The sequence below is a fragment of the Flagellimonas sp. ABD4_174 genome (genome assembly GCF_056160185.1).
This window is the reverse complement of sequence record NZ_JBSWWP010000001.1, coordinates 2,240,532-2,261,287: the sequence shown is the minus strand read 5'-3', so window position 1 is coordinate 2,261,287 and position 20,756 is coordinate 2,240,532. Positions and strand designations below refer to the sequence as shown.

The following is a 20,756-nucleotide window of genomic DNA, read 5'->3' as shown; positions in this document are numbered from 1 at the left end:
TTTGGTAGGTTCACAACAATAATTTTCTCCCTTAGGACCCTACCGCTACTTTAGCAGTGTAATAATCAAGAAAGTAATTTTTTCATTTTCATATAGTGTTCTCGTAAAAGGGTCTTGTTCTAAAAAACAGGGCCTTTTTCAATTTTAAGCGCCTCTGTCCTGTTCGGATTTATCCATAAAAAGCACAAAACATCGATAAATTACCCATATACCTATGTTTTATATTGTTTCACAACAGAAAACATAGGTTTCACAACAATAGTGGGCAACTCTCTCCCTTGAGATTTAATTTTGTGGACAAACTAACGTTCTTTATATACCCCATACATTGCAATTCAGTTGGATATTCCATTTATTGGATTGGAGTGCTATCGGGACAATAAAGGAAAAAAGGGCACGATAATAATATAGGACCTCCTCTGGAGTGGTCACTGTATCAATTTAATTAATGGGACGTTACGTAATTTTATTTACCTCAGTATTTTTTATTTTTTTCTATGCTGCATCGGGGCAGGACCTTGCCTTTGATGAAGAAAGCAAACTGAAAGAATTTCAGGATACCGATTTACCATCACAACGATTCGATGTATTTTTTAATTCGTTGGATCGCTATAACGTGAACTCTGCATACGATTGGTTGGATACCATTAAGATATATTTGTCCAACGCACAAAAAACAGAGGACACCACAGCTACACGACTATACAAAGTAATGCAGGCCCAAGTGTACAACGATCTGGGGGAATACGACAAAAGTACCGCGTTGGCCAAAGAGCTGTACGACATCAAAGATTCACTGGATACCGATTCAAAAAAGGTAATTTTGGATGTGTTGGACGATAATTATGCCAACCTACAGCTGTACGACAAGCAAATAGAGATCCGAAAGCAAAAGCGTGAACTGGGCATTACGAACAATGTATCATTCTACGATATATATAGTAACCTTGGACTTTACCGAAAAGCAAGGAACCAATATATTATGGAGGTTAAGCCTACCATTGCGGACAACGACTCCTACGGTTTGGCCAAGTATCATAGCAAAGTTGGGAATTACCTTAGATTGGACGATTCCGCTCCAACCGCACTGAGCGAACTAAAAAAAGCGAATCACTACTTGGGCGTTTACATGAACGATATCACCGCCCAAAAAAGTGCATCGGATATGTTCGAGAGCGAGCTGTTAAAGGCTGAGATCGAAGGAAATATAGCCAAGTGCCATGTAATGATGGGCAATTACGAAGATGCCGTGCCACTTTTGCAATCCAGCATCGAAACCTTGACCAAATCACCTTATAACAAGGATAAAACCGAAGTTGTGGACAACACGCTTTTCTTGGCAGAAGCCAATTTGCAAATGGAACGCTTTTCCGAGGCCAAAAAACACCTCGATACGGAGTTCGACAACATATCGGTATTGCAAACGATAAAGAAGAACAGTTTGTTGGCCGCTTTTTATGATAAGGTCGAAAACTTTAAGAATGCATCCATCTACTACAAAAGAAACGAAAGGATCAAGGATTCTCTGGCCAAAAAACAATCGGCACTGATAAAACAACAGCTGGTAACCATAGTAGCCAACGAGGATTTGGAAAATTCCCAAAGATTGATAGATGAGCAAAAAAAGATAAACGAATTGGCCCGCAGCGAAATGAAAGCCAAAGATGAGCGTATTAATTTGGTATTTATTTCACTCATATTTACCCTTTTAGGTTTTGCAGGATTGGTGTACGCTTATTTAAAGAGTATAAAAAACCAACGGTTAATTGCGGAGCAGAAGCATATTATCGAAAACTCGTTGGTCGAAAAGGATTCCTTACTGAAAGAAATTCACCATAGGGTGAAGAACAATCTACAGATGGTTTCCAGTTTATTGAGCCTACAGACCAAGAACACTAGGAGCAAAGCGGCAATCGTTGCCCTTGAAGAAGGAAAGAGTAGGGTAAAGGCCATGGCATTGATCCATCAAAAATTATATCAGAACGATGATCTTTCGGTAATAGAAATGCAAGGCTATATTGAAAGTTTGATCAATAGCGTACAATCGGTTTATAAAAAGGGAGGGCACAACATCAGTATTACCATTGATGCCGAAGGAACCGAACTTGACATTGATCGCGCTATTCCTTTTGGATTGATTTTAAACGAGTTGGTTTCCAATTCGTTTAAATACGCATTTCCCGAGAATGACGAAAATGGGAAAATCTACATCCATTTGCGCAAAAATGGGGACCAAGGATATTTTGAATATACCGATAATGGTATAGGGCTCCCGGAAGATAGCGATGAGAGGGCACACTCCTCGATGGGACTGCGATTGATCAATAGATTGGTGAACCAGCTTCAATCCAAGCTCAATGTGGACAGAGATCAAGAAGGGGTTCGGTTTTGGTTCAACTTTAGTTGATCTATCTTACCCGACTTTTTAAAACCATTTTATGCAAAAGTTTAGGAAAGAATCTCTTAAGATAGATTCCCTTTACTTCTTTTCCGCCAACATAAACTTCAAATTTATCTTTTTCGATGGCCTTGATCATTTTTTTGGCGGCCGTTTCGGGATCAATCCCATTTTGCGTGGCAACGTCGTCTTCTTGTTGTGGAGAACCATCGGCCGTTAACGCATTTTTTGCAACATTGGTACGTACAAAGCCAGGGCAAACCAAGGTAACGTTAATGCCATCTTTTTCATGCTCCATTCGCATCACATCAAAAAAACCATGTAATGCATGTTTGGCGCCACAGTAGCCCGAACGATATGGAGAACCAAATTTTCCCATTAAGCTGGTAACAGTTACAAAATGTCCGGATCTGTTACGGATAAAATGAGGAAGGATCGCCTTGGAGAGTGCCACAGTGCCCAAATAATTAATAGTGATAAGCTGTTCATAAACGTCCAGCTTGGTATCCATGATCAACGATCGTTGGCTTATTCCGGCATTGTTGATCAATATATCGACCTTCCCAAAAAAGGAAATTGCCATTTGGGACAAATGCTCCATTTTGTCAAGATCTTGCAGATCCAATGGAAGAACGGCAATGTTATCTGTACCTCCGCATAATTCCTTTACCTTTTCAAGTTCGCCCTTTTTCCGAGAGGACAAAATTAGGTTGCAGGATCGCGAACCTAGTTCCAGGGCCAGACTTTTTCCAATTCCAGATGATGCCCCGGTAATCCATATCGTTTTTCCATGGATACTTCCCATAACTCCTTTTTTAGATTTAAAATATACTTAAATTTGACCTACTTCATGAAAGCAAGCTATAAAAAGTACACCCTCGATTTTAAAGTTCCCAGCGGAACCTCCCGTGGGGTAATGATACAGAAGGAAACTTGGTACATTATATTGCAGGACCATGCAAAAATAGGTGTAGGCGAATGTGGCATTTTGCGGGGTTTAAGTGTGGACGACCGACCGGACTACGAAGAAAAACTTGCTTGGACCTGCCAAAATATACACATGAACAAGGCGGAACTCTTATTGCAATTAAAGGAGTTTCCCTCTATTCAGTTTGGCGTGGAACAAGCCTTATTATCCTTTCGATCACCAAATTGCTTTGAATTGTTCCCTTCGGATTTTACAAAAAACGAATCCCCGATCCCGATAAATGGTCTTATTTGGATGGGAAATGTGGATTTTATGTTGCGGCAATTAGATCAAAAATTGAAAAATGGTTTTCGCTGTATAAAAATGAAAATCGGAGCAATCGATTTTGATAAAGAAGTAGCCATACTCAAATCCATAAGGGAAAATTTTTCGCCTGAAGAAATCGAACTTCGTGTGGATGCCAACGGTGCTTTTTCACCAGCCGAAGCCATGGAAAAGCTCCAAATACTATCAACCTTTAATATTCACTCGATTGAACAGCCCATAAAAGCGGGACAATGGGAAGCAATGGCGGAGTTATGCAAAACAACACCATTGCCCATAGCTTTGGACGAGGAATTGATCGGTATTTTTGATGTAACAAAAAAACAGGAATTACTACAAACCATACAACCCCAATTCATTATTTTAAAACCGAGTTTGGTGGGCGGAATAGGGGGGAGCCGTGAATGGATAGAACTTGTCGAAAACAAAAATATAGGCTGGTGGATTACCAGTGCGTTGGAGAGCAATATTGGGCTCAATGCCATTGCACAATTTACCTATTCGTTGAAAACAACAATGCCTCAAGGTTTGGGAACAGGAAGTTTGTTCACCAACAATATTGGGAGTCCGTTGGAGGTATCACAAGGCAAATTATATTACCGACAAGCAAAGGATTGGGACATGGATCTAATTAAAAATATATGTATATAGAGCAAGCTTACAAAGGTTTTACAGAGAGTTGGAGATATATAGTGGGGTTTTTGATTGTATTTATATGTTGGCAGATCTTGGGCGGAATTCCGTTATTAATCGCGCTTTTGTTGAAGTCCAGTTCATTGTCAACGATGACCACTTCAGACCTCGGGACAATGTCGGAGACATTGGGCTCCAATCTGTTTTTTCTTTTAATAATGTTGACCTTTTTTGCCGCGATGATCAGTCTTTGGTTTGTGGTGAAATATATCCATAAACTATCATTTGTAAATTTTACCACCTCACGTAAAAGGGTCGATTGGAAAAGAGTCAGCTTTTCATTTGTACTATGGGGTGTAATTTCATCGGCAATGATTATTTTGGATGTATACCTTTCACCCGAAAATTATGAGTTTTCCTTCAAGCCGGTTCCATTTTTGATCTTGTTGGTACTTTCAATCATTTTTATCCCTATTCAAACCAGTTTCGAGGAATTTTTTACACGAGGTTATTTAATGCAATCCATTGGATTGGCGGCAAAAAACAAATGGCTTCCATTGATCGTTAGTTCATCTCTATTTGGTTTGCTGCATATTTTTAATCCAGAAGTGGATAAGCTGGGGTATGGCGTTCTTGTGTATTACATTGGAACAGGCTTTTTTCTTGGGATTCTAACATTGATGGATGAAGGCCTGGAACTGCCTTTAGGCTTTCACGCATCCAATAACTTCTTTGCGGCACTCCTTGTAACTGCCGATTGGATGGCTTTCAATACCAATTCAATTTATAAGGACGTTTCAGACCCAGTCCTTGGTTGGGATGTGTTAATTCCTGTTTTTGTGATTTACCCCATTCTTTTATTTATTTTCTCCAGGAAATACGGTTGGAAGAATTGGAAGGACAAACTATTCGGTCGTGTAAAGACCAAAGAAGAATTTGTAGCACTGACCGATGGTAGATCCGACTTGGCATAACATACATCCAGAATTTCGTCTTAATGGAGGCTTTTTCGGCGTACAACAATTGGAGGAACTTGCCAATAACTTAAAACAAGAAAAAGCATTTAAAAAAGATATCGGGGCGTTCTTGTTGGATTGGATATCCAACTCTGAAACATTAAATGTGAATACCTCGGGTTCTACCGGAAACCCGAAAACCATTCAGCTCAAAAAAGAGCATATGGTAAATTCCGCTTTGGCCACAGGAGAATATTTTGATTTAAGACCAGGTCAAAAAGCACTTTTGTGTTTGCCTTGTACCGGAATTGCCGGTAAAATGATGTTGGTCCGGGCCATGGTTCTCGGATTGCAACTGGATTTTGTTCGGCCCACATCGAGCCCTTTGTCCAAAATGGACAAAACTTACGATTTTGTGGCCATGGTTCCCTTACAGGTTAAAAATTCCCTGCCCCATTTACAAAGAGTGAGAAAATTGATAATTGGCGGTGCCCCGGTGGATTTACAGTTGAGGGAGCAATTGAACCAATTGCCCGTGCAAGCTTTTGAAACTTATGGAATGACGGAGACCATAACCCATATTGCAGTAAAACCCATCGGCGGGAACTCTTTAAAGTACTTTGAGGCACTTCCACATGTAACTGTTTCACAAGACAAAAGAGGATGCCTTGTAATTGATGCTCCAAAAGTTACCGACACAAAAATCATAACCAACGACCTAGTTGAGCTCTTAAGTGATACAACTTTTATTTGGGTCGGTAGATTCGATTCTATCATAAATTCCGGCGGTATAAAATTGATGCCCGAAAAAATAGAGGAAAAACTGGAATCACTCATTTCCTCTCGATTTTTTGTCTCAGGTTTACCAGATAAGATATTGGGTCAAAAATTAGTGCTCGTGATCGAAGGAAATCCTTCGGACGAACAAGAACTGATCAGAACTATTTCCGGTTTAAAGGAATTATCAAAATATGAAGTGCCGAAGCAAGTTTACTTTGTAAAAACTTTTCAAGAAACAACGACCAAGAAAGTAGATCGTAAAAAAACCTTGGAACAAGTTATTTAAGTTTTGTATTTTCAGAACGTTAAATAATCGACCATGCAAAAAATCTTCAACCTTACTTTTCTACTCTTGCCTTTTATTGTTTTATCCCAACAAATTCTGCCCGAGGCGGAACGTGCTCATGTGGTGGATGAAATTCTTGAGGAACGATTCACCGATTTGCTTCCTAAATTAATGGATGATACGGGAATAGATATGTGGGTGCTTATATCCAGGGAATATAACGAGGACCCAGTCCTAAAAACCATGCTTCCGGCCACATGGCTGAATGCCCGTAGACGAACCATTCTGCTTTTTTATAGAGACCAGGAAAACAATACCATGGATAAATTGGCCGTAGCACGTTACAATGTGGGCAAAAGTATTATCTCCGCTTGGGACAAGGACAAAGAGCCAAACCAATGGAAACGATTAATGCAGTTGATTTCCGAACGTGACCCGAATACGATCGGTTTAAATTTTTCTAAAGATCATAATATAGCGGATGGTTTGGATAAGACCGATTTTGATGAGTTTATGGCCAATCTTCCCAAAAAGTATCACTCACGGGTAAAGTCGGCAGAGCAGTTGGCCGTTAGATGGATAGAGACACGTACTGCTCGGGAAATGACAATTTTCAATCAACTCGTGGATATAACCCATGATATAATTGCAGAAGCTTTTTCAGAAAAAGTAATTACGCCGGGAGTAACCACAACCACCGAGGTAGAATGGTGGATGCGTCAAAAAGTAACAGATCTTGGTTTAGAGACCTGGTTTCATCCCACTGTGGATGTTCAGCGCACCAGTGAAGAATTGGTAAGCCATTTATATTCATTTTCCGGAAGGCCAGATGACGAAATTATACAACAGGGAGATTTGTTGCATTGCGATTTTGGGATAAGCTACCTTGGTCTTAACACAGATTGTCAGGAATTGGCCTATGTTTTAAAACCAAAGGAAACCGAGGCCCCAACATTTTTGGTAAACGCCCTGTACGATGGTAACCGAGTGCAGGATTATCTAACCCAGAACATGGTAGCAGGAAGGGTAGGCAACGACATTTTGGCCAAGGCCTTGCAAGATGCCAAAAACGCCGGACTGCGACCAGCAATATACACCCATCCATTAGGAAGTTATGGCCACTCCGCAGGTACTACCATTGGCATGTGGGATGCCCAAGGAGGTGTTATGAAGGACGATGGAGAGAATTACCCCTTAAATACAAACACGGTGTACGCCATTGAGTTGAATACCACTGTGAATATCCCGGAATGGAATCGCGATATACGAATTATGCTGGAAGAAGCTGGCTTTTTTGGGGAAAACGGATTTCGTTATGTTAATGGTAGACAAACAGAGCTAATGCTGATTCCTAGAGTAAAAGATCATTTGGGCAACTAAGATCAAGGCATGAGAAAAAACTTTTCGATAATTGCGTTCCTGACTTTTATATTGGTATTTTCCCAAGAGAATACCGATACCAAGATCACTATTTGTTGGGACACTTCTTTTTCCATGTTGGAGAGGGATATTGAAAAGGAGTTTGAAATATTGGATAAAATACTCCACCGTTCACCCGAACTGAGCGTACAACTTATTCTATTTAATACGGCCATTGAAGAACGGTTTTTTGAAATTTCCGATGGCAACTGGAACGAGCTTAAAGAGGTGTTGACCCATTACAGAGCAGATGGGGGCACCATTTATAATGGCCTGTCCGAAACAATTAAGAATGATCAGGTTTATTTTTTTAGTGATGGCAACGGCCTGCTGCCCAATGTAATCTTACCGGTTAAGAAAGGGAACGTAATTATCAATACAGTGCCGACCAGAAATGTGGAGGTACTTAAAAAATCTGCATTGATAGGTAACGGACGGTTAATGGATTTTGCGGCCATGTTACCAAAAAATAGGGAAAGTACCGTAAATGATTCACCATTAGAAAAAACCATAAAAGGTAAAGTTTACATAGACAATGTTCCACAAACTGATATTGAAATCAGAGTAAGGGGGAGCCAAGAGATTTATAAAACAGATGCTACTGGAGCTTTTACAATACCCAGTATTCCGGGCGATTCGATTTTAATATCGAGTAGGTCCTTTAAAACCATGAAAAAAATCCCCATTGGATATTTTTCAGATAATCTGGAAGTATTTTTAAATTCGAACATAACTGCACTCGAAGAAGTTATTGTTTCGGAGAATCGTGTTGAATCCACCACTAAGGATATGGTGGAAACCGGAATGGGTCTTAAAAACAAGGAAGGTATAGGCTATGCAGTGCAATCTATGGGAAGTGAAGAGATAACGCCCATACAAACCGATTTAAACCAAAGCGTTCAAGGGAGGTTTTCCAATGTGAATTTAAGCCGAGATCAAGACTTGACACAATTTAAGGGAAGAAGCAACAATACGTTGCTGGGCAACACTTATGGCCTTGTGGTGGTGGATGGCATCCCTATACAACAGTCGGATTCGTCCTCCGGTTATGCTGCCGATGCATCTTTTATTGACCCAAACAATGTTGCAGAAATTACGGTTTTAAAAGGGTTGGCCGCTACGAACAGGTATGGGTCATTGGGCAATGCAGGTGTTATTTTGATCACCACTAAAAACGCCCTAAAATCAAAAGGAGCAGGTGGGAGTGTAAATTCGGCACTTGTCCAAAACAATATTTACGATGCAAAATCTAAAATTGTACACCGAGAATCTGCGATAACCAAAACATTGAAAAATGCCCAAAACGTAGAGACGGCATACAATAAGTATTTAGAACTTAGAAACTTCAATTTGGATAATGAATCCTTCTTTTTGGACAGTTTTGAGTTTTTCAAGGACAAGGATGCAAATGTGGCCACACGGATAATCTCCAATTTACTGGAGCTGAATCCCAAAGACATACATTACTTAAAATTGGTCGAGCTTTCCTCACGAGGTTTAAACGAACTTGAATTGGCAAACTATCTCAACAAGGCCATTTATACAGCCGACCCAACAGCGCTACAACCGTTTTTTACCGAAGCCCAGATCTATTTTGAGAAAGGAGAGTACCAAAAAGCGCTAGATGCATGGGCTACGTTGGCCAAAGGTGGTGCTTATGGCACCATGCAGGTAGATGCGATCAAAAAATCCTTGAACCGAGAAATTAAAAATCTGGTTTTTCAAAAGAGAACTCTACTCAATGTAACCAAATTGGATGATATCTATTTTAATAACGAGAAGGTCAATGTTCGTTTACGTTTGGAGTGGAGCAACCCCAAAGCCGAATTTCAAATTCAATTTGTAAATCCCCAGAATAGATATTTCAACTGGGAACATACATCCATGGAAGATACGAATAGAATTGCCAACGAAGTTAACCTTGGTTTTGCCATGGAAGAGTTTGAGGTTTACGATGACTTAAAAGGGCTCTGGCAGATCAATATCAACTATCTGGGCAATTTGGACAAGGCCAATACGGACCCCTTGGTACTGTTATGTACCGTTTATACCGATTTTGGCTACCCATCCCAGTCGAGGGAAGTAATTTGGTTGTACGTTGACCAACAAAATAACAGAAAAGAAATAGTATCCTTTAAAAATTAAGGATTTCCATTTTTTTAATGAGCCATGGAGGTAATCTATGGTTTACTGATATATTTTGTAAATTTAGTAAACCTCTAATATTCAAGTTGCTATGAGAATACTACTTTGTACTGGACTGTGTTGCTTTTTTACGATAATTACCTTTGCCCAAAAACAGATTTTGGGGCGAATTACCGATGGAAAAATACCGTTGTCCAATGTCCATGTGACCAATTTATCCTCCGAATTTACTACTAAATCGAACAAGGAAGGGTTTTACAAGATATCTGCCATACCCAAGGAAAAATTACAGTTTACTTACCTCGGAATGGATACCATTACCATTATTATTGAGGATGTTACCCATAATCTAAATATTGTTATGCATCACAGGGTAGAAGCTTTGGACGAAGTAGTCGTGACCAAGGAACTCAGTAAGCAAAAAAGTTTGGCAATGAATTACTTTACGGATTCAACCATTGTAAATACCTCTTTTGGCTATATTAGTCCTAACACAGTACCTTATAATTTAAAAATAATTGATGGTTCTGAATTAACGACAGGAACCGATGTGCTTTGGGCAATAGCAAGTAGAAGGGCGGGAATATGGATGGGAACCTATGGGTCTCCTTCCACCGGAGTGAATCGTTCATTGTTTATGAGAGGTAGAAGCTCAATCAATAATCAAAAACCTGTTTTGTTTGAAATTGATAAAAACATTTTTACAACCCCTCCCGTTTGGTTGGATGTTAGCATGATTCAGCGCGTGGGCATTATCCCTGGACTTCAAGCGGTATGGAGGTATGGCGAAATTGCTAGTGGAGGTGTAGTGATTATCAATACCATCAACGGAGTGCATGGATTAAGGGAAGATAATAGCCTTCAACGTTATGATCAAGCAAAGCTTCGCGATAATTATGTCACGGAAAAGGTATTCTTGGACACGGAAATAAAAAATGATTTACCTGCCTATTTAAATGAAATGAATACCGCTAAAAGTCTTAACAGGGCGTTAGAAGTTTATGAGGCGTACGAGAATCATTATTCAAGAATACCATATTTCTATTTGGATGCCTTTACTTATTTTTACGATAAGTTTGAAAGTGATAGGGCAGATGAAATTTTAATCAAGAATTTAGACTCTTTTGAAAAAAATCCTGTTTGGTTAAAGGCTTTGGCTTTTACTTATGAGTCTCAATCCCGATTAGGTAAAGCCCATGAGGTTTACAAGAAAATTTATGCTCTCCGGCCTGATTATGCACAAAGTTTTATTGACTTGGCCAATAGTTATGAAAATTTGGAGAAAACTCAACAGGCCCTATCAATTTATGCAAGGCATGCTTATTTGCAGGATAAGGGTTTAATTTCTTCGGATAGCCTTGAATTATCTGATATTATGGAAAGGGAAATCAGCAGTCTTTTGAGACCCGATAATCATTCCAGTTCCGATGCTGGTTTTACCGGAAGGTTAGTATTTGAATGGAACGACTCCGAAGCTGAATTCGATCTACAGTTTGTAAATCCCAACAATCAATACTTTAATTGGAAGCACACCCTTACAGAGATGCCGGAACGAATTCGTTCGGAAAAGGAACTGGGCTATTCGATGGCCGATTTTTTATTGGACGATGAATTTCCGGGAACATGGAAAATAAATGCCACTTATCATGGCAACAAACAACTCACGCCCACTTATCTCAAAGTAACCATGTATCAGAACTATGGCAGCAAATTGCAAACCAAAGAAGTTAAAGTGTTTCGTTTGGGCGTAAAGGGAGTTAATCGGCAATTGTTTACCTTTCCGGTTACTTCAAATATTGTTCAAAGTAAATAAATTAGACCTGTAATACTCCCATATTAAACTTTTTTTCAATGGGTGAGTGGTTGGCGGCATCGATTCCCATGGAAATCCATTTTCGCGTATCCATTGGGTCTATAATGCCATCCGTCCATAGTCGTGCAGCAGCATAATAGGGTGATATTTGATTATCGTATCGCTGTTTTATTTCATCGAATAGTTCTTTTTCCTTTTCGGTATCGAGGGGTTTTCCGCTTTTTTCCAAGCTGGCTTTTTCAATTTGCAAAAGCACTTTGGCCGCAGAATTCCCGCTCATCACCGCGAGTTCGGCACTTGGCCAAGCAACAATAAATCTGGGGTCATAGGCTTTTCCGCACATGGCATAGTTCCCAGCGCCGTAGCTATTTCCGATCACGATCGTAAATTTGGGAACTACCGAATTGCTCACCGCGTTCACCATTTTGGCACCGTCTTTTATAATTCCGCCATGTTCACTTTTACTACCTACCATAAATCCGGTAACGTCCTGCAAAAACACGAGGGGAATTTTCTTTTGATTGCAGTTGGCAATAAAACGGGTGGCCTTATCGGCAGAATCGGAGTAGATTACACCTCCAAATTGCATTTCACCTTTTTTGGTCTTTACCACTTTGCGCTGATTGGCAACTATGCCCACGGACCAACCGTCGATTCGGGCATAACCTGTTAAAATAGTTTGGCCATAGCCCTCTTTGTATTGTTCAAATTCGGAATCGTCCACCAATCGTTTGATGATTTCCAACATATCATACTGATCGCTTCGTGAAGCAGGCAAGATTCCAAAAATGTCATCAGGATTTTCGGCTGGGGGCTTGGCTTCGGACCGGTTGAACCCTGCCTTGTCGAAATCACCGATTTTATCTACAATGTTCTTGATTTTGTCCAATGCATCTTTATCATCCTTGGCCTTATAATCGGTTACTCCACTAATTTCGGAATGGGTGGTAGCGCCCCCAAGTGTTTCGTTGTCGATGCTTTCTCCAATTGCGGCCTTCACAAGATAACTGCCTGCCAAAAAAATACTTCCGGTTTTATCCACAATAAGTGCCTCATCGCTCATAATTGGCAAGTAAGCACCTCCGGCAACACAACTTCCCATTACAGCAGCAATTTGGGTAATGCCCATACTGCTCATAACTGCATTATTTCGGAAAATGCGTCCAAAATGTTCTTTATCTGGAAAAATTTCATCTTGCATGGGCAAATACACCCCTGCGCTGTCCACTAAATAAATAATGGGCAATTTGTTTTCGATGGAGATTTCCTGGGCACGTAGGTTCTTTTTCCCCGTGATCGGGAACCAGGCGCCAGCCTTAACCGTCGCATCGTTCGCCACAACAACACATTGTTTGCCTTGTACATAGCCCACTTTTACCACCACACCGCCAGATGGGCATCCACCATGCTCCTTGTACATATCTTCACCGGCAAAAGCGCCTATTTCAATCGACCCCTTATCCTCATCCAACAAATAATCGATACGTTCCCTTGCGGTCATTTTACCTTTGGCATGGTGTTTTTCAATACGGTTTTTGCCGCCACCAAGTTTAACTTTTGCCAATCTCCGCTTTAGTTCGGAAAGCTTTAACTTGTTATGGTCTTCGTTCTTATTGAAGTTTATGTCCATTCTTATCGATAATTCAATTTGTTGGTTAAAGATACGGAGTTATAATTATTACTTTTGATGAATATGGAGAACAAAATTAGGTGGGGTATTTTAGGGCCCGGAAAAATTGCCAAAAAATTTGTGTCGGACCTTTTATTGGTAGATGATGCCGAGGTTACTGCGGTCGCATCGCGCTCAATGGAACGCGCCCAAGAATTTGCCGATGAATATGGAACGAAGCATGTTTTTGGAAGTTATGATGCCTTGTTCCGATCTGGAACAGTGGATATGGTGTACATCGCTACGCCGCACAATTTTCATAAAGACTTGTCGGTTCGTGCGTTGAACCATCAAATCGGTGTGCTTTGTGAAAAACCAATGGGCGTTAATAGGACGGAGGTGATGGAACAGGTAAGTGCATCCAAAAAGAACAATACGTTTTTAATGGAGGCTATGTGGTCTCGGTTTAACCCAGCTATCCAACAAGTAAAACAATTGGTAGATCAGGGGGAAATAGGGGATTTAAAGTTTATAAATGCTGACTTTGCTTTTTATGCATTGGACAGGGGCAAGGACTCCAGATTACTAAATCCTAATTTAGCTTCGGGTACTTTATTGGATATAGGGATCTATCCTATTTTTTTATCCTATTTATTGTTGGGTATGCCCAGCCAAATTATGGCAAGTTCAAAGTTTCACGAAAATGGAACAGAGCTACAAACTAGTATGATTTTTGATTATCCAAATGCCCAAGCCATGCTTTACAGCGGATTTACCAGCAGATCTAGATTGGAAGCGGAAATATCGGGAACAACGGGCCAATTTCTATTAAGATCAAGATGGCACGAGGCCGATGGCTATTCTTTAATACGGGAAGATGATGTTGAGGAGGTTAGTTTGCCCATGACGGGAATCGGTTATTACCATGAGATATTGGAAGTACATAAATGTCTAAGAAAGAACAAAATTGAAAGTAACCTCTGGTCACATCAGAACAGTTTGGATTTGTCCGAATTGCTGGACACGGTCAGGGAAAAAAGTGGAATAACGTTCCCTTTTGAAACTTAATCCACAATAATCACTTTGCATTAACCCTATTTTTACGATATTTGAAATCCTTCAGAAAAATATATAATGGGAATGAATAAGAACACGGTGCTGGCCTATGCCACATGGATTATGATATTTGTAGGTTTGGGAATGATCGCACTTGGAGCTTTTAAATATGATGAAGTGGCAGGATGGGGCTTTGCTGCTGTCGGAATTGGATTTTTAGCTGTTGCCTGGGTGTTCAACGCCTTAAAGGGCAGGGTATAGCCTCTTTTCATAAACAATTTAATTTTAAGTAGATGTCAGACGATAAAAAAGTCATTTTTTCCATGTCTGGGGTTACCAAGACCTATAAAACGGCCAACACCCCTGTACTCAAAAATATTTACCTAAGCTTTTTCTATGGTGCCAAAATTGGGATTTTGGGCCTTAATGGATCGGGTAAATCAACTTTATTGAAAATTATTGCCGGTGTAGATAAAAACTATCAAGGTGATGTAGTATTTTCTCCGGGCTATTCCGTTGGCTACTTGGAACAAGAGCCGCAGCTCGATGAAAATAAGACTGTACTCGAAGTGGTAAAGGAAGGCGTTGCCGAAACCGTGGCCATTTTGGACGAGTACAATAAAATAAACGATATGTTCGGTTTGCCCGAGGTTTACGAGGATGCCGATAAAATGCAAAAGTTAATGGACAAGCAGGCTGCACTCCAGGATCAAATAGATGCTGCCAATGCTTGGGAACTGGACACCAAATTGGAGATTGCAATGGATGCACTCCGTACCCCGGATTCTGATAAGAAAATAGGAGTATTATCCGGTGGGGAACGAAGACGAGTGGCTTTGTGCCGTTTATTGCTCAAAGAACCGGACGTTTTGTTGTTGGATGAGCCTACCAACCATTTGGATGCCGAATCCGTACATTGGTTGGAGCATCATTTGGCGCAATATAAAGGAACGGTAATCGCTGTTACGCACGATCGTTACTTTTTGGACAACGTTGCCGGATGGATTTTGGAACTCGATCGTGGAGAGGGAATTCCATGGAAAGGCAATTACTCTAGCTGGCTAGATCAAAAAGCCAAGCGATTGGAGCAAGAAAGCAAGCAGGCATCCAAACGCCAAAAAACCTTGGAGCGAGAGTTGGACTGGGTCCGCCAGGGCGCTAAAGGAAGGCAGGCCAAACAAAAAGCACGTTTAAAAAATTACGATAAGCTCCTTAGTCAAGATCAAAAACAGATGGAGGAGAAGTTGGAAATCTATATACCCAACGGGCCACGTTTGGGAACCAATGTGATAGAAGCCAAAGATGTAAGCAAAGCTTTTGGAGATAAACTACTGTACGAGAACCTAAACTTTAATCTGCCCCAAGCAGGTATTGTTGGTATAATTGGTCCCAACGGTGCCGGTAAGACGACCATTTTTAAAATGATCATGGGAGAGGAAACCCCGGACAAAGGGGAGTTTATTGTTGGTGAAACGGCAAAACTGGCCTATGTAGATCAGTCCCATTCCAACATTGACCCGGAAAAAACTATCTGGGAAAACTTTAGTGATAGTCAGGAATTGATTATGATGGGAGGGAAGCAGGTCAACTCACGAGCTTACCTTAGCCGATTCAACTTTTCTGGTAGTGAGCAGAACAAAAAAGTAAACATGCTTTCTGGTGGTGAACGTAACCGTTTGCATTTGGCAATGACATTAAAGGAAGAGGGCAACGTGTTACTTTTGGATGAGCCTACGAACGATTTGGACGTGAACACACTCCGTGCTTTGGAAGAAGGCTTGGAGAATTTTGCGGGCTGTGCAGTTATCATATCCCACGATAGATGGTTCTTGGATAGAATCTGTACACATATCCTTGCTTTTGAAGGAGATTCTCAAGTATATTTCTTTGAAGGGTCTTTCTCCGATTACGAAGAAAACAAAAAGAAACGCCTGGGTACGGATATTATGCCCAAGCGTATTAAATACAAAAAACTGATTCGTTAAAGTTAAAGGGAAGGAGTGATTAATCTTATTTAAGATTTTTGATTCCTTCCTCTAAAAGTTTTTTAGCCTTTTCCAAATATGCCCTTTGGTGGGCGGCCAAACTGTTCGGGTCCTGAACCTCGTCAGGGGACGAGCTTATGGATTTGGATAGTTCTATGAGTTGATTTATGGCCTGTTCGGCAGATTGGAGCTTATCGTCTGCATGTTTATCAAAGACCTTGATCATTTCCATTTCCATGGCTGCCACGGATTGAGACCCATCGGGGTCTTTCTCGACAGATTCATCGGTTGTTATGGTATCATCATCATTGGTAACAACTGGCGAAGAAACACCTAGTGTACATTGGTCCAAAATAGTGATCAATTCGTTGATTTCTCCCAAAGCTTTTTTGGTAAAAAATCTTCCAGCTTCCCAGTCCGCAGGTTCTATGGCTTTGTCCAGGGTTTCCATAGCATCCACGGTCTTGCCCTTAGCCTTGTCGCAAGAACAATCAGCCATAAAAGCTTCACCTTTTTCAAGAGCGGTCAAAGCTCTTTCGGCATAGTACATCTGATGCTCAAAGTTGGTAGCGTCCATGGCCTTTTTTCCATGGCTCAGTGCATAGGTTACTTTGGAATAGAAATTATCACATTGAAAAGAGTAGGTAGCTTGTATGGCACAAAATACTGCCAAAACTACTAAAACATGGGATTTGGGAGCCATATTCGAGTCTTGTTATTGGTTAATAGTTTGATGTACTAACGCTAAAAACAGCTTTATATTTTACAATACTAATATGCTTCGTTCGGATACCAATCCAATTGGACAACTTCGATATCGGGATTGCCTTGGTTTACCAAGTTTTTAAACTTTTCAACATCACTAACATCCGGTCTGCCCCTATAATGATATGGATATACCTGATTCGGTTTAAATTCCAACACTGCATCCGCAGCACTTTCCACGGTCATGGTATAGGGGAGATTCATACAAACAAAGGCTTTGTCTATATTGTTTAGTGCGCGCATTTCGGGAATATCCTCGGTATCCCCTGAAAAGTAAATACGTTCATCTCCAAAGGTGAACAAATATCCGTTCCCTCTACCTTTTATATGGAAATCCTTCGCCTCTTCCCGCAAATTGTACATGGGAATGGCTTCTACGGAAAAGTTGGCCAATTCTTTGACTTCCCCGTTGACCATGGTATCTGTTTTTAATGCTAATGCTTGGTCCATTTGTGATTTAACTGCCTCTGGGGCAATGATCTGTACACCTTCAAGATTTAACTCGTTTAGCGTGTTCGCATTAAAATGGTCACCATGAATATCTGTAATAAAAATTATATCGGGAGATTGCCGACCTTTAAAAGCATCCTTACCACCAACGGGATCTATATAAATAGTTGTATTGTTCCACTCAATAATAGCGGTAGCATGTTCAATGGGTATTATTTTGGCCGGGGCGTAGGTTTCAGCTTTAATTGTGGTTTCTATTTCTGTGGTTTCTTCTTGTTTTTCTGCTTTTCCCTTGCAAGCAGTAAGAATCAAAAACAAGATTGTTGTTGTAAGCGCAATATTTTTTTTCATGATGCAATCTTTTAAATCCTTTTAAAATTAAGGGATAATACGAAGAATCAGAATAATTTATCAAGAATATTTACATCTAAATAATCCAAAGTTACATCCACTGCGTATATAAACCGAACGCGATTGATTAAAAACCTTAAACGAAGAATCAATTAAAACAAAAAGTTATGACTGAAACAAAAAATAACAATAACGGATTAAAAGTAATTGCTGGTTTGTTGGGTGTAGTTCTTTTGGGAACTATTATTTACACCGTAAGTCTTTATCAAGATAAAAAACAAACCACCGAAGCTCTTACCCAAGAGAAAGAATTGGTTGTAGAAGATTTGAACAACTTGAAATCTGAGTACGACAAAGCTATTTTGGAAAGCAACGCCACTAACGAGGAGTTGGTTGCAGCAAGAGACAATATCGCAAAATATATTGATTCCGTAAGTAGCATGAAAGCCGATATCGCCACACTTTCTCGTTACAGAAGACAAGTAAGTGTTCTTAAGAAAGAAAGAGAGCAATTGTTGAAGCAAGTGGATTCCTTGACACAATCCAATAGCTTGTTGGCCATGCAAAGAGATAGCACTTTTGCAGAGTTGGAGCAACAAACTGTTTTTAATGATTCATTGATTATCCAGAACACGCAATTGGCCGATGCTGTTGAAAAAGGTTCTGCACTTAACCTTAACACTATTAGTGTTGACGCTATTAAAGAAAGAAACAGCGGAAAATTGGTATCTACTTCTAGAGCTAGAGCTACAGATAAATTCAAAGTTTGCTTTACCATTGCCGACAACGTAATTGCTGAAGCTGGCGACAGAGAATTTTATATCGAAGTTCTTGGTCCACAGGGCAATGTGTTGGGCGAAGGTCTAACAAAAACTACCGAAGAAGGAAGTTCTCTTACTTACAGCAAAGGAACCAATTTCTATTATGAGAACGATGCGTTGGATGTATGTGATTACATAAACAAGCCAAGTGGTGATTTCCAAAAAGGAAACTACATGGTAAATGTGTACGACAATAAATTGAAATTGTTGGGTACTTCCAGCTTCGAGTTGAAATAAGCACACACACTATCACCATTATAAATAAAAATGCCCGTCCTGTTCTGGACGGGCATTTTTTATATGCTAAAAAATCGAATGGTCTATTTTAAACTTCCGACCATATCTTCCGGTTTTACCCACTCATCGTACTCTTCCGGGCTAACATAGCCAAGGTTTATGGCCTCTTCTCTTAAAGTTGTACCGTTCTTATGTGCCGTGTTGGCTATTTCAGCAGCCTTGTAATAACCAATTTTAGTATTCAAAGCCGTAACCAACATTAAAGAATTGTTCAACAGGGTTTTGATCACCTCATGGTTAGGTTCAATTCCAACAGCACAGTTTACATCAAAACTAACACAAGCGTCACCGATCAATTGTGCCGATTGTAAAATGTTGGCCGCCATTACAGGTTTAAAAACGTTAAGTTCGTAATGTCCTTGTGTGCCACCTACGCTAATAGCAACATCGTTGCCCATTACTTGGGCACAGACCATGGTAAGTGCCTCGCACTGGGTTGGGTTTACCTTTCCTGGCATAATGGAACTACCTGGTTCGTTGGCCGGAATTATAATTTCTCCAATTCCAGAACGAGGACCAGAGGCCATCATACGTATATCGTTGGCAATCTTGTTCAAAGAGACTGCCAATTGTTTTAGAGCGCCATGACTTTCCACAATGGCATCGTGTGCCGCCAAGGCTTCAAATTTATTTTCTGCAGTTATAAAAGGTTTACCTGTGAATTCGGCAATATATTTTGCCACGACGACATCGTATCCTTTTGGTGTATTTAGGCCTGTTCCCACTGCGGTTCCGCCAAGTGCAAGCTCGCTTAAGTGGGCCAATGTATTTTTTAATGCTTTTAAGCCATGGTTCAGTTGGGAAATATAACCCGAAAACTCTTGCCCCAAGGTTAGGGGAGTGGCGTCCATTAAGTGGGTCCTACCAATCTTTACCACATCTTTAAATTCTTCGGACTTTTTTTGTAAAGTATCACGCAATTGCTCAACTCCTGGAATGGTAACATCCACAATTTTTTTGTAAGCTGCAATGTGCATACCAGTTGGGAAAGTATCGTTGGACGATTGGCTCTTGTTTACATCATCGTTGGGTTGTATGGTTTTTTCCCCTTCGCCGATTTTTTTACCCGCAATTTCGTGTGCACGGTTGGCGATAACTTCGTTTACGTTCATGTTGCTCTGTGTTCCAGAGCCTGTTTGCCAAATTACCAGGGGAAATTGGTCATCATGCTTTCCTTCAAGTATTTCATCGCATACTTGCGCGATTAAATCTCTCTTTTCTTGGCTCAGCACTCCTAGTTCGTGGTTGGCGTAAGCTGCAGCTTTTTTTAAGTAGGCAAAACCATAGACCACATCCAAGGGCATGGATGCAGGCGCACCAATTTTAAAGTTGTTTCGGGAACGTTCGGTTTGGGCGCCCCAATATTTATCGGCGGGTACTTTTACCTCGCCCATGGTGTCTTTTTCAATCCTGAAACTCATAGTTAAAAATTTTGTCCTACAAAGGTAGGATATAGGGGATTTATATGGTAGTTGATTGGAATAATTACACTTTTTTCTCGTACGATTTGTTTTTTTTCATCAGAAGAAAGTATCTTTGTTAAAACAAAAGCAGTAAAGATGTTCGAATTTGACCAATATTTAGGTTTTTTAGCTTTTCTAACGATTTTGACAATAGGTTTTTGGTTAATGATATTCTTATTGACCTTTGTTGTTCCTTACTGGTTGATCGGTAACCTTAGGGAAATGGCCAAAGAAAGAAAAGAGGCTAAAAGAGCCCAACTAGAAGAATAATATAAAC

General features: G+C 40.3%; 17 protein-coding genes. 12 read left to right on the top strand and 5 right to left on the bottom strand.

Annotated elements, in window-relative coordinates:
• The first annotated feature begins 448 nt into the window (after nucleotides 1–448).
• Nucleotides 449–2,407: a histidine kinase dimerization/phosphoacceptor domain -containing protein gene (locus tag ACXAFK_RS10025; RefSeq protein ID WP_338194847.1), complete on the top strand. Its 1,959-nt coding sequence runs from the start codon at nucleotides 449–451 to the stop codon at nucleotides 2,405–2,407.
• 1 nt (nucleotide 2,408) lies between these two features.
• Here ACXAFK_RS10025 and ACXAFK_RS10020 read toward each other — a convergent pair whose 3' ends face one another.
• On the bottom strand, nucleotides 2,409–3,203 hold the full coding sequence (locus tag ACXAFK_RS10020) for an SDR family oxidoreductase (RefSeq protein WP_474957656.1): 795 nt from the start codon (nucleotides 3,201–3,203) through the stop codon (nucleotides 2,409–2,411).
• Between the two features lie 45 nt (nucleotides 3,204–3,248).
• On the opposite strand from ACXAFK_RS10020, the gene ACXAFK_RS10015 reads away from it, so the two are divergent.
• The 6 genes from ACXAFK_RS10015 to ACXAFK_RS09990 all read left to right on the top strand — a co-directional run bounded on the left by ACXAFK_RS10015 (nucleotide 3,249) and on the right by ACXAFK_RS09990 (nucleotide 11,682).
• Nucleotides 3,249–4,301, top strand: a complete 1,053-nt coding sequence (locus ACXAFK_RS10015) for an o-succinylbenzoate synthase (protein WP_474957655.1) — start codon at nucleotides 3,249–3,251, stop codon at nucleotides 4,299–4,301.
• Between the two features lie 158 nt (nucleotides 4,302–4,459).
• A complete protein-coding gene (locus ACXAFK_RS10010; protein ID WP_474957654.1) occupies nucleotides 4,460–5,257 on the top strand; it encodes a lysostaphin resistance A-like protein in 798 nt (265 codons plus the stop codon).
• Nucleotides 5,235–6,305 carry an AMP-binding protein gene (locus tag ACXAFK_RS10005; RefSeq protein WP_474957653.1) on the top strand — a complete coding sequence of 357 codons (1,071 nt, stop codon included), beginning with the start codon at nucleotides 5,235–5,237 and terminating at the stop codon, nucleotides 6,303–6,305. The genes ACXAFK_RS10010 and ACXAFK_RS10005 overlap by 23 nt, the downstream gene beginning before the upstream one ends.
• Before the next feature lie 33 nt (nucleotides 6,306–6,338).
• On the top strand, nucleotides 6,339–7,685 hold the full coding sequence (locus ACXAFK_RS10000) for a M24 family metallopeptidase (RefSeq protein ID WP_474957652.1): 1,347 nt from the start codon (nucleotides 6,339–6,341) through the stop codon (nucleotides 7,683–7,685).
• 9 nt (nucleotides 7,686–7,694) lie between these two features.
• Nucleotides 7,695–9,869, top strand: coding sequence for a YfaP family protein (locus tag ACXAFK_RS09995; protein WP_474957651.1), 2,175 nt, complete (start codon nucleotides 7,695–7,697; stop codon nucleotides 9,867–9,869).
• Between the two features lie 91 nt (nucleotides 9,870–9,960).
• Entirely contained in the window at nucleotides 9,961–11,682 is a 1,722-nt protein-coding gene (locus ACXAFK_RS09990) for a carboxypeptidase-like regulatory domain-containing protein (protein ID WP_474957650.1), read from the top strand.
• A 1-nt stretch (nucleotide 11,683) separates the two neighbouring features.
• Here ACXAFK_RS09990 and ACXAFK_RS09985 read toward each other — a convergent pair whose 3' ends face one another.
• Entirely contained in the window at nucleotides 11,684–13,312 is a 1,629-nt protein-coding gene (locus ACXAFK_RS09985; RefSeq protein WP_224837293.1) for an acyl-CoA carboxylase subunit beta, read from the bottom strand.
• Between the two features lie 63 nt (nucleotides 13,313–13,375).
• Here ACXAFK_RS09985 and ACXAFK_RS09980 point away from each other — a divergent pair, with 63 nt between their 5' ends.
• The 3 genes from ACXAFK_RS09980 to ettA all read left to right on the top strand — a co-directional run bounded on the left by ACXAFK_RS09980 (nucleotide 13,376) and on the right by ettA (nucleotide 16,332).
• Nucleotides 13,376–14,359 (top strand): Gfo/Idh/MocA family protein, encoded by a 984-nt coding sequence (locus tag ACXAFK_RS09980; RefSeq protein WP_474957649.1) that lies wholly within the window; start codon nucleotides 13,376–13,378, stop codon nucleotides 14,357–14,359.
• Nucleotides 14,360–14,425: 66 nt separating this feature from the next.
• Nucleotides 14,426–14,608, top strand: a complete 183-nt coding sequence (locus ACXAFK_RS09975; RefSeq protein WP_224837295.1) for a CAL67264 family membrane protein — start codon at nucleotides 14,426–14,428, stop codon at nucleotides 14,606–14,608.
• Between the two features lie 32 nt (nucleotides 14,609–14,640).
• A complete protein-coding gene (gene ettA / locus ACXAFK_RS09970; RefSeq protein WP_224837296.1) occupies nucleotides 14,641–16,332 on the top strand; it encodes an energy-dependent translational throttle protein EttA in 1,692 nt (563 codons plus the stop codon).
• A 25-nt stretch (nucleotides 16,333–16,357) separates the two neighbouring features.
• Here the strand turns inward: ettA and ACXAFK_RS09965 are convergent, their stop codons facing one another.
• Both ACXAFK_RS09965 and ACXAFK_RS09960 read right to left on the bottom strand, forming a co-directional pair.
• A complete protein-coding gene (locus tag ACXAFK_RS09965; RefSeq protein ID WP_474957648.1) occupies nucleotides 16,358–17,035 on the bottom strand; it encodes a hypothetical protein in 678 nt (225 codons plus the stop codon).
• Between the two features lie 68 nt (nucleotides 17,036–17,103).
• Entirely contained in the window at nucleotides 17,104–17,898 is a 795-nt protein-coding gene (locus ACXAFK_RS09960; RefSeq protein WP_474957647.1) for an MBL fold metallo-hydrolase, read from the bottom strand.
• A 167-nt stretch (nucleotides 17,899–18,065) separates the two neighbouring features.
• Between ACXAFK_RS09960 and ACXAFK_RS09955 the strand changes: the two genes are divergently transcribed.
• Entirely contained in the window at nucleotides 18,066–18,956 is an 891-nt protein-coding gene (locus ACXAFK_RS09955; protein ID WP_224837299.1) for a hypothetical protein, read from the top strand.
• A gap of 83 nt (nucleotides 18,957–19,039) precedes the next feature.
• Here the strand turns inward: ACXAFK_RS09955 and fumC are convergent, their stop codons facing one another.
• Nucleotides 19,040–20,437, bottom strand: coding sequence for a class II fumarate hydratase (fumC, locus tag ACXAFK_RS09950; RefSeq protein WP_474957646.1), 1,398 nt, complete (start codon nucleotides 20,435–20,437; stop codon nucleotides 19,040–19,042).
• A gap of 138 nt (nucleotides 20,438–20,575) precedes the next feature.
• Between fumC and ACXAFK_RS09945 the strand changes: the two genes are divergently transcribed.
• A complete protein-coding gene (locus ACXAFK_RS09945; protein ID WP_224837301.1) occupies nucleotides 20,576–20,749 on the top strand; it encodes a hypothetical protein in 174 nt (57 codons plus the stop codon).
• The last annotated feature ends 7 nt before the right edge of the window (nucleotides 20,750–20,756 follow it).